Origin of the sequence: Streptomyces sp. NPDC052043 (genome assembly GCF_044548235.1) — a bacterium.
Taxonomy (GTDB): domain Bacteria; phylum Actinomycetota; class Actinomycetes; order Streptomycetales; family Streptomycetaceae; genus Streptomyces.
In genome coordinates, this window is the sequence record NZ_JBIUBT010000002.1 from 204690 (window position 1) to 214719 (window position 10030).

General features: G+C 72.8%; 9 protein-coding genes. 5 read left to right on the forward strand and 4 right to left on the reverse strand.

The features are described 5' to 3' along the window. The first annotated feature begins 11 nt into the window (after positions 1 to 11). Positions 12 to 2279, forward strand: a complete 2268-nt coding sequence (locus ACIHCX_RS05670; RefSeq protein ID WP_400027690.1) for a bifunctional salicylyl-CoA 5-hydroxylase/oxidoreductase — start codon at positions 12 to 14, stop codon at positions 2277 to 2279. Positions 2280 to 2317: 38 nt separating this feature from the next. On the opposite strand, the gene ACIHCX_RS05675 is transcribed toward ACIHCX_RS05670, so the two are convergent. Continuing rightward, positions 2318 to 3139: a PaaX family transcriptional regulator C-terminal domain-containing protein gene (locus ACIHCX_RS05675; protein ID WP_400026917.1), complete on the reverse strand. Its 822-nt coding sequence runs from the start codon at positions 3137 to 3139 to the stop codon at positions 2318 to 2320. Between the two features lie 157 nt (positions 3140 to 3296). After that, positions 3297 to 4928: an AMP-binding protein gene (locus ACIHCX_RS05680; RefSeq protein WP_400026919.1), complete on the reverse strand. Its 1632-nt coding sequence runs from the start codon at positions 4926 to 4928 to the stop codon at positions 3297 to 3299. Between the two features lie 123 nt (positions 4929 to 5051). Between ACIHCX_RS05680 and ACIHCX_RS05685 the strand changes: the two genes are divergently transcribed. From ACIHCX_RS05685 to ACIHCX_RS05700, 4 genes are all read left to right on the forward strand, one after another. Beyond that, a complete protein-coding gene (locus ACIHCX_RS05685) occupies positions 5052 to 6191 on the forward strand; it encodes an acyl-CoA dehydrogenase family protein (RefSeq protein ID WP_400026921.1) in 1140 nt (379 codons plus the stop codon). Then, positions 6188 to 6592 carry a RidA family protein gene (locus ACIHCX_RS05690; RefSeq protein WP_400026923.1) on the forward strand — a complete coding sequence of 135 codons (405 nt, stop codon included), beginning with the start codon at positions 6188 to 6190 and terminating at the stop codon, positions 6590 to 6592. Before ACIHCX_RS05685 ends, ACIHCX_RS05690 begins: the two co-directional genes overlap by 4 nt. Positions 6593 to 6717: 125 nt before the next feature. Further along, the gene (locus ACIHCX_RS05695; protein WP_400026925.1) at positions 6718 to 7143 is read left to right on the forward strand and encodes a DUF6299 family protein; all 426 of its coding nucleotides are present in this window, start codon (positions 6718 to 6720) and stop codon (positions 7141 to 7143) included. A gap of 264 nt (positions 7144 to 7407) precedes the next feature. Continuing rightward, a complete protein-coding gene (locus ACIHCX_RS05700; protein WP_400026927.1) occupies positions 7408 to 7947 on the forward strand; it encodes a hypothetical protein in 540 nt (179 codons plus the stop codon). Between the two features lie 184 nt (positions 7948 to 8131). Here the strand turns inward: ACIHCX_RS05700 and ACIHCX_RS05705 are convergent, their stop codons facing one another. Both ACIHCX_RS05705 and ACIHCX_RS05710 read right to left on the reverse strand, forming a co-directional pair. Beyond that, positions 8132 to 8890, reverse strand: coding sequence for a DUF899 family protein (locus tag ACIHCX_RS05705; protein ID WP_400026929.1), 759 nt, complete (start codon positions 8888 to 8890; stop codon positions 8132 to 8134). Between the two features lie 165 nt (positions 8891 to 9055). Next, a complete protein-coding gene (locus ACIHCX_RS05710) occupies positions 9056 to 9949 on the reverse strand; it encodes a hypothetical protein (RefSeq protein WP_400026931.1) in 894 nt (297 codons plus the stop codon). Positions 9950 to 10030 lie beyond the last annotated feature (81 nt).

Here is a 10030-nt window from a genome sequence, read left to right on the forward strand (position 1 = left end):
TGACCGGTGCCATGAGGGTCGCGGTCATCGGCGGCGGACCCGGCGGCCTGTACGCCGCGGCCCTGCTGAAACGGCTCGAACCGGCCCGTGAGATCACCGTCTGGGAGCGCAACGCGCCCGACGACACCTTCGGGTTCGGCGTCGTGCTCTCCGACGAGACGCTCGGCGGCATCGAACACGCCGACCCGGTGGTCTACGAGGCCCTGCGCCGGGAGTTCGTGCGCTGGGACGACATCGACATCGTGCACCGGGGCGTCCGGCACACCTCCGGCGGCCACGGCTTCGCCGCGCTCGGCAGACGGCGGCTGCTGCGCATCCTGCACGACCGCTGCCGCGCACTCGGCGTCGACCTGCGCTTTCGCACCGAGGCACCGGACCCCGAGCGCCTGACACGGACGTACGACCTGGTCGTCGCCGCCGACGGCGTGCACAGCGCCACCCGCGAGGCCTACGCCCACGTCCTGCGTCCCCGGGTGACCGGCCACCGCTGCCGCTACATCTGGCTGGCCGCCGACCACGCCCTCGACGCCTTCCGCTTCGAGATCGCCGAGACCGAGCACGGCGTGATGCAACTGCACGGCTATCCGTACGCGCCGGACGCCTCCACGGTCATCGTCGAGATGCGCGAGGAGGTGTGGCACGCGGCCGGCTTCGACCTCATGGACGAGCAGGAGTCCGTCGAGCGCTGCGCCAAGATCTTCGCGGACGCGCTCGGCGGGCGGCCGCTGCGCTCCAACAAGTCCGCGTGGACCACCTTCCGCACGGTCGTCACCGAGCACTGGACGCACGGCAACCTCGTGCTGCTCGGCGACGCCGCCCACACCGCCCACTTCTCCATCGGCTCCGGCACCAAGCTCGCCGTCGAGGACGCCCTCGCGCTCGCCGCCTGCCTGGACGAACAACCGTCGCCGGCCGAGGCACTCGCGGCCTACGAGGAGGAGCGCAAACCGGTCGTCGCCTCCACCCAGCGTGCGGCCCGGGCCAGCCTGGAGTGGTTCGAGAACCTGGACCGCTACCTCGACCAGCCGCCCCGCCAGTTCGCCTTCAACCTGCTCACCCGCAGCCGCCGCGTCACCCACGGCAACCTCCGGCTGCGCGATCCCCGCTTCACCGACGCCGTGGAGCGCGAGTTCGGCTGCCCGCCCGGCACGCCACCCATGTTCACCCCGTTCCGGCTGCGCGGACTGACCCTGCGCAACCGGGTCGTCGTCTCGCCCATGGACATGTACTCGGCCACCGACGGCGTCCCCGGCGACTTCCACCTCGTCCACCTGGGCGCCCGGGCGCTCGGCGGCGCGGGCCTGGTGATGACCGAGATGGTCTGCGTCGGCCCCGAGGGCCGGATCACCCCGGGCTGCGCCGGCCTGTGGACCGCGGGGCAGGCCGAGGCCTGGCGGCGGATCACCGACTTCGTGCACGGACAGGCCCCGGACACCGCGATCGGCGTGCAACTCGGCCACAGCGGACGCAAGGGCTCGACCCGGCTGATGTGGGAGGGCATCGACGAACCGCTGCCGGAGGGCAACTGGCCGCTGGTGGCCGCCTCCCCGCTGCCGTACCGGCCGGACAGCCAGATCCCGCGCCCGCTCACCCGGGCCCAGCTCACCGACGCCCGCGAGCAGTTCACCGCCGCCGCCCGGCGTGCCGCCCGGGCCGGCTTCGACCTGCTCGAACTGCACTGCGCCCACGGCTATCTGCTCTCCGGGTTCCTCTCTCCGCTGACCAACCGGCGCACCGACGCCTACGGCGGCTCACTGGACAAGCGGCTGCGCTTCCCACTGGAGGTCTTCGACGCCGTACGCGGAGTGTGGCCCGAGGATCGCCCGATGACCGTGCGGATCTCCGCCACCGACTGGGCCGAGGGCGGCACGAGTGCCGCCGAGGCCGTGGAGATCGCCCGCGCCTTCGCCGCGCACGGTGCCGACGCGATCGACGTGTCGACCGGACAGGTGGTCGCCGACGAACACCCCGAGTTCGGGCGGTCGTACCAGACGCCGTTCGCCGACCGGATCCGCCACGAGGTGGGCGTACCGGTGATCGCGGTCGGCGCGATCTCCTCCTGGGACGACGTCAACTCCCTGATCCTGGCCGGGCGCACGGACCTGTGCGCGCTGGCCCGCCCGCACCTGTACGACCCGCACTGGACCCTGCACGCCGCCGCCGAGCAGGGCTACGCGGGCCCGGCCGCCGTCTGGCCCGCGCCCTACCGGGCGGGCAGCCGCCGCCCGCAGACCGGCCGTACCGACGCGCCCAAGCCCCGCCTGCAACTGGGGGGTTGAGCGCTGTCGGAGCCTCGGGGCCGCGGAGCCACGGAGCCTCAGAGCCCGGCGAACTCGGCGCCCGCGTCCCGCAGCCGCTCGTGCAGCCCCTGGAAGACGGCGGCCGAGCGGGCGCCGGGCCAGTCGGCGGGCAGCAGGCGCGCGGGCAGTCCCGGGTCGGCGTAGGGCAGATGGCGCCAGGAGTCCAGGGCGAGGAGGTAGTCGCGGTAGGCCTCCTCCGGCGGGGTGTCCGCGCGCTTCTCCCAGGCGCGCAGCACGCGCGCGTGCCGGTCGAGGAACGCCTCGTGCTGCGCGGCGATCGCGGCCAGGTCCCACCACCGCCCGACCGCCTGAGCGGTCGGCGTGAAGCCCAGGTGCTCGCCGCGGAAGAAGTCCACGTACGGGTCCAGGCCGAGCCGCCGCAGCGTGTGCCGGGTCTCCTCGTACAGGCGGGCCGGGGCGATCCACACGCCGGGCGCCGCCGTGCCGAAGCCGAGCCCGGACAGCCGGGAACGCAGCACGTGCCGCTTGTTGCGCTCCGACTCCGGCACGGAGAACACGGCGAGCACCCAGTCCTCGTCCCCGGGGTGCGCCGTGGCATAGATGCGGCGGTCGCCGTCGTCGAGCAACTGCCGGGCCTCCGCGGACGGTTCGTAGCCCGCCGCGCCCTGTGCCGTACGGGCGGGCAGCAGCAGCCCGCGCCGCTTGAGCCGCGACACCGAGGAGCGCACGGACGGCGCGTCCACCCCCACGGCGGCCAGCAGCCGGATCAGCTCGGCGACGGGCACGGGGCCGGGCACGAAGCGGCCGTACGCGCCGTAGAGCGTGACGATGAGGGACCTCGGGGCGTGTAGCGCCTGCTGCTCGGACACGTTGATCATTTTAGGTCGTCGGTATCACTGCTGGTCACCGTCACGGCTGGTCACCGACGGGGCCGCGTGCGGTCACCGCCGAGTACCGGCACCGCCGCGCGGTCGCCGCCGTTGTCCGTCACTGTGTTTCGCCGGCACGGCCGTTGACCGTCACCGCGGTTCGCCGTCACCGCTGGACGCCGTCGGCGCGCAGCCGGAACCGCTGGAGCTTGCCGGTGGCCGTGCGCGGCAGCGCGTCCAGGAAGACGATCTCGCGCGGGCACTTGTACGGGGCCAGCTCCGCCTTGAGGTACGCGCGCAGCGCCTCCGGGTCCCGGCCCGCGCCCTGCCGCAGGACGGCGTAGGCGACCACGAGCTGCCCGCGCAACTCGTCGGGCCGCCCGACGACCGCCGCCTCCACCACGTCCGGGTGGCGCAGCAGGGCGTCCTCGACCTCAGGACCGGCGATGTTGTACCCGGCCGAGATGATCATGTCGTCGGCGCGGGCCACGTACCGGAAGTAGCCGTCGGGCTCGCGGACGTAGGTGTCGCCGGTGACGTTCCAGCCGTCCCGCACGTACACGCGCTGCCGCGGGTCGGCGAGGTAGCGGCAGCCGACCGGCCCCTGGACGGCGAGCAGCCCCGGCACTCCGTCCGGCACCGGCTCGCCGTGCTCGTCCTGCACGCGCGCGTGCCACCCCGGCACGGGCACCCCGGTCGTACCGGGCCGGATGTCGTCGTCCGCCGCCGAGATGAAGATGTGCAGCAGCTCGGTGGCGCCGATGCCGTTGACGATGCGCAGCCCGGTCCGCTCGTGCCAGGCGTGCCAGGTGGCCGCGGGCAGGTTCTCCCCGGCGGACACACAGCGCCGCAGCGAGGAGACGTCGTGGGAGTCGAGCGCGTCGAGCATCGCGCGGTAGGCGGTGGGGGCGGTGAACAGCACGGACACCCGGTGCTCGGCGATCGCGGACAACAGCTCCCGCGGATGGGCCTGTTCGAGCAGGAGGGCGCAGGCGCCGGCGCGCATCGGGAAGACCACGAGCCCGCCGAGCCCGAAGGTGAAGCCGAGCGGGGGACTGCCCGCGAACACGTCGTCCGCGCGCGGTCGGAGCACATGGCGGGAGAAGGTGTCCGCGACGGCCAGCACGTCCCGGTGGAAGTGGACGCAGCCCTTGGGCCGCCCGGTGGTCCCCGAGGTGAACGCGATGAGCGCGACGTCGTCGGCGGCGGTGTCCACGGCCCGGTACGGCACACCCGGCGCCGGACGGCGCAGCAGGTCGTCGGGGGCGTCGCCGCCGTACGTCGTGACGACGAGTCCCGGTACCTCCGCCTTGGCCAGGTCGTCGACCGCCCGGACGTCGCACAGCGCGTGCCGGACCCGGGCGATCTCGCACATCGTGCGCAGCTCGTGCGGACGCTGGTGGGCCAGCACGGTGACGGCGACCGCGCCCGCCTTGAGCACGGCCAGCCAGCAGGCCGCCAGCCAGGGGGTGGTGGGGCCGCGCAGCAGCACCCGGTTGCCGGGGACCACACCGAGGTCGCCGGTCAGCACGTGTGCGATGCGGTCGACGCGGGCGCGCAGGTCGCCGTAGGTCCACGTCCGACCGGCGGCGGTACGGAACGCCGGGCGCCCGGCGTCGGGACGGTCCAGCAGCTCGGCGGCGCAGTTGAGCCGGTCGGGGTAGCGCAGTTCCGGCAGCTCGAAGCGGAGCTCGGGCCACTGGTCCGGGGGCGGCAGGTGGTCGCGCGCGAAGGTGTCGACATGCGCCGAGGCGGTCTGCCGCGCGGTGCCGTCCCTGCCGGAGTCCAAGGTGTCCACGGCCGTTCGCCCCCTTGTCGTGGTGGGCTCGCACAAGGAGCGTATCGTGTTGGTGACGACAGTCAATGGCACGCGATACGGTGGAGGTGCCCCGGTCGACCGTGAGGGAGAGGGGACCGGCGAATGCCCGCATTCTCGCTCGAACCGGAACAGGCGGCCTGGTGTGCCGAGTTGCGCGCCCTGTCCGCCGACCGGCTGCGCCCGCTCGCCGAGAAGGGCGAGCCGGGCCGCGTCAACCGCGCGCTCCTCACCGAACTGGGCCGACTCGGCCTGCTGGAGCGCCTGTTCAGCTCCGGCGCCCTCGAGCTGTGCCTCATGCGCGAGTCCCTGGCGCACGCCTGCACCGAGGCCGAGACCGCCCTCGCCCTTCAGGGCCTCGGCGCCCACCCCGTCCACGCCCACGGCACCCCCGCCCAGCTCGCCCACTGGCTGGCGCGGGTGACGGACGGCGACGCGGTCGCGGCCTTCGCGCTGAGCGAGCCCGGCGCGGGCTCGGACGCGGCGGCGCTGGCGCTGGCCGCCCGCCCGGACGGACCCTCCCGCTGGCGGCTCACCGGCGAGAAGTGCTGGATCTCCAACGCCCCCGAGGCCGACTTCTACACCGTCTTCGCGCGCACCACACCGGACGCGGGCTCCCGGGGCGTGACCGCGTTCCTGGTGCCCGCCGACCGCCCCGGCCTCACCGGCACCGCGCTGGAGATGCTCTCCCCGCACCCCATCGGCGCGCTCGACTTCGACGGCGTGCCCGTCACGGCCGAGGACGTGATCGGCGAGAGGGACCGCGGCTTCCGGGTGGCCATGGGCACCCTCAACCTGTTCCGCCCGAGCGTCGGCGCCTTCGCCGTGGGCATGGCGCAGGCGGCGCTGGACGCCACGCTCGCCCACACCGCCCACCGGGACGCCTTCGGCGGCAAGCTGAGGGACCTCCAGACGGTCGCCCACCAGGTCGCCGAGATGGCCCTGCGCACGGAGGCGGCCCGCCTGATGGTGTACGCGGCGGCGACGGCGTACGACGAGGGAGCCCCCGGCGTCCCCGGACGCGCCGCCATGGCGAAGCTGCTCGCCACCGAGACCGCGCAGTACGTCGTCGACACGGCCGTCCAACTCCACGGCGCCCGCGCCCTGCGCCGCGGCCACCTGCTCGAACACCTTTACCGCGAGGTGCGGGCTCCCCGGGTCTACGAAGGGGCGAGCGAAGTGCAGCGGGGGATCATCGCGAAGGAGCTGTACGCGGGGCTGGGCGAGCACGGGGAGACCCGGTGACCGCCGACCGTGTGAACCCGCCCGCGCTGTCCCCGCCCACCGGCTTCTCGCACGCGGTGGTCGCCACCGGCTCACGGCTGGTGTTCCTGGCGGGCCAGACGGCACTGGACGCCGACGGCAAGGTGGTCGGCGAGACCCTGCCCGAGCAGTTCGAGCGGGCGCTGAGCAACCTGCTGACCGCGCTCACGGCGGCCGGCGGCACCGCCTCGGACCTGGCCAGAGTCACCGTGTACACCACGGACGTCGCCGCCTACCGCCTCCACGCCGCCGCGCTCGGCCGCGTGTGGCGCCGGTTGGCCGGCCGCGACTATCCCGCGATGGCGGTGGTGGGGATCGTACGGCTGTGGGACGAACGCGCCCTGGTCGAACTCGACGGCTTCGCGGTGCTGGGCGACGGCTGATCGGGCGCTGTCGGCCAAGTGGTCGACCGGCACGCGCCGCCGAAGAGTGAGGGTGACGGGCGCCGTCAAGGGCGCCGGGTACGAGTGGAAGCCCCTGTTCCAGAGCCACCCCGGGAGGTTCTTCCATGCCCCTGCGTCCCGCACTCGGCTCCTTCGGCGCGGCGGCGGCAGCCGTGCTCGCGCTGAGCACACCCGCCACCGCCGCTCCGGGCGACCATGTGACCATCAGCCGGACGGCCCATCTGTCGGCGGACGGCACCATCATCGTCTCCGGCACCTACCGCTGCTTCGACACACGCGGCCCGGTCTTCGTCGGCGCCGCCATCAGCCAGGCACCCTCGACCACCCGCTACGGCATCGGCGGCACCCGCGCCGTGTGCGACGGCGCCTACCACCGCTGGTACAACTCCGGCACCGTGACGGCGGACCGGCTCACCCCCGGCCCGGCCCGCGTGGAGGTCGCCCTGGTGGAACTGCGCCCCCACGGGAACCTGCCGCTGCCGGACATCCACGCCACACGCCACCGCACCGTGGCGCTCGTCAAGGACTGATCCCGCACCGGGCTGCCCGGTACCCGCGCCTGCGGGGCAGCCCGGACACGCCGGCCTCGCCAAGATCGTCTCGTTTGTGACCTGCGACGACGGAAGTCTCCCGGCCCTTGTAACCACGGCGCCGTGGACTGCGTCCTGCCTTGAGGACGGCACCGGAGAACGCCGGCCCACCGCCCGGGCATCGCGGGAAGGACTTCAAGGTCACGGTGGGCACCATGCGGGGCCAGGGGGTTTCGCAGTTGCAGACGAAGAGGGGGGATGAGGGTGTCCAACCCTTGTCCGAAGGACGGCCCGGAGACGGCCTGGCAGCGGTCGGCCGAGAGGAAGAAGGAGGGTCGCTCCACGCGGGGGTTCGGCGGCCTGCTCGCCGTCGTCGTGATCGGCGCCGCTGTCTCCGGCTGCGGGAGTGACGACAAGAGCGACAAGGCCGACTCGGCCGCGAGCGCACCGGCTTCACCGTCGGCCAAGGCGTCCGAGGAGGCGCCCGCCGCCACACACGCGGCGGATCCCGCACCCACGCAGAAGGCCGAGCCGACCACGGTGCTCACCCTCACGGGCTCCGGAACCAAGGACACGAAGGCGTTCAAGGTCGGCGAGGAGTGGACGCTGTCCTACACGTTCGACTGCACCAAGGCCATGGCCGCCGTCGGTGGCAAGGGCAACTTCATTGTTTTCGACAAGGAGGACAAGCTCGTCAACGAGTTGGACAAGACCGGCAAGGGCAGCAGTACGCAGCACACCTCGGGAACCCGTCGGCTTCAGATCATCAGTGAGTGTGACTGGTCCGCGAAGGTCACCACTTAATTCTCCCTGAGGCTCCACCTGTTGGGGCCGTTCGCCCACCGCGGACGCATCCCGAAGGCGCCGCCGCACCCCGCCCGGACCCGCATCGACGCGGGCCGGACGGGGCGCGGCGGCAGCCGTGTGGGCGGTTCGCAGGACACGCAGGGCCCTGACCACGCCGCCGCGACGCCCGTCGGGCGCGGGTTCACGAGCAGCAGCCTGAGCCGCCTGTGCTGGGCTGTCCGCCGTGGAGGTCGTCGTCGTGGCCGGCGGCGATCCGTGCCCATTGCGCGGTCGGCCGTCCGTCCTTGCGGAACTGCTGGCCACGCGTCTCGTACGGCTGCGGCCAGCCGGGCGGGGAGTCCTCCCAGGTCTCCTGCCGTCCGTAGACGGTCATGTCGAGGATGCCGTAGGAGGGCGCCATGGGTTCGACGCCGCGGCCGGTGGTCCAGTACGTCTCAAAGACGCGGTCCCCGTCGCGGAGGTAGATCGCTTTCATCCCGAAGCCGCGGCCGGCGAGGAGCCGTTCGTGAGACTCGGCGGGCACGGAGTACCAGGGCATGTCCCAGCCCATGAAGCGGCGGTAGCGGTCGGACTCCTCGTAGGGGCCCTGGCAGAAGACGGCGAAGGTGACGTCACGCTGGTGCAGATGGGACAGTTCGCGGACCTGGCCGGTGAAGAAGGTGCAGCCCTCGCACTGGTCGGCGGCGCGCTGGCCGTCGTGCCACATGTGATACGACACGAACAGTTGGGTGCGGCCCTCGAAGACGTCGATCAGGGGAACGGCTCCGTTGCCTCCTGCGAGCGGAGTCGATGGGTCCACCTCGGTCATGGGCAGTCGCCGCCGTGCGGCAGCGATCGCGTCGCTCTCTCGGGTGTGCTCCTTCTCCCGGGCGCGCAGGGTGTCGATGGCGGCCAGCCACTCCCGGCGGGAGACGACCGGCGGCTTGTTCTCAGCAGTCATGTCCGTACTGACCCGACAGCCCGCAAGAACTCATCGGTGGAGCCCGAGATGGGAATCTCGCTTGGCGCCCGCCGAGGCCGGGTCAGGGCGTCTCATTACCCGAGAACGCACGAGCCCTGCCCGCGCGGGTCCCTTTCGGCCGAGGTGTTCTCGGTCGCGTGGTTGTCACCCCGCCTTCGCGGGGTCAATCCCGTACAGGGTGGAGGCGGCCACGGCCTGCTCCACGCCACAGGCCTTCTGCTCGTCGGCCGGGGCGGCCCACAGCGGTATCAAGCGCGACGCGGCGGACGACGAGTCCATCCGCAGGTAGTGGCAGACATCGTTGATACGCAGAGCGAGGACGTACACGTCACCGCCCTCAGCCGTACCGGACATCGTGCTCACGGTGTCCTCGGCGGCGATCAGCCGCTTGTCCTTGAGGAAGTCCAGGGCGCCCTCCGGCGTATGCGCATACCCCGTGGTCGCCAGCTGCCGGTACGCGTACGCGCCGGTGGGCTGCCGCGCGAGGAGCGCGCCCATCTGCGCCGTCAGGCTGCCGGGCTTGCCGTCGGTCCGCGAAGCCGGGCAGGTCATGGCGGACTGGTCCACGCTGTGGGGGCCGAAACTGAACGTGTAGCGGTAGCAGCGGACTGGATAGGCGTCCGCGGCGACGGTCTCCCCGCCGGGCGGCACCAGCCCCAACATCACCTTTGCCGTGTGGACGTTGCCGTCGGTCGGACCCTGCCCCGTGCTGAAGCCCAGCAGTGCTCCGCCGTGCGCCTCGACCTGGGCGACGAGCGTGCCCTCGGTGAACTGCCCCCCGTAGGTCTGGCCGCCCGAGTAGAAGCCCGCGTTCAGGTCTCCCCGCAGGTTCTCGGCCAGCTTGGCGGCCTGTGCGTCGACGGCGGATGTGTCCGGAGCGTTGATCCACTGGTAGAGCAGGGTGCCGGCCACTCCCGTGGCCCAGGCGACGAGTGCGGTCACCGTGAAGAGCAGGACCCGCGACATGGCACCGCGCTCCCGGGCCTGCCCGCAACCGGACTGCCGGTCCTGTTGAGCCTCCGCAGTGTGCGTCGTCATGTTTTTCCCCCGTCGGCAGGACGTCTCGAAAGGCTTCGCTGCCGCCGAATCCTGCCAGTTGCCCCCGCGAGGCCTGTGCGC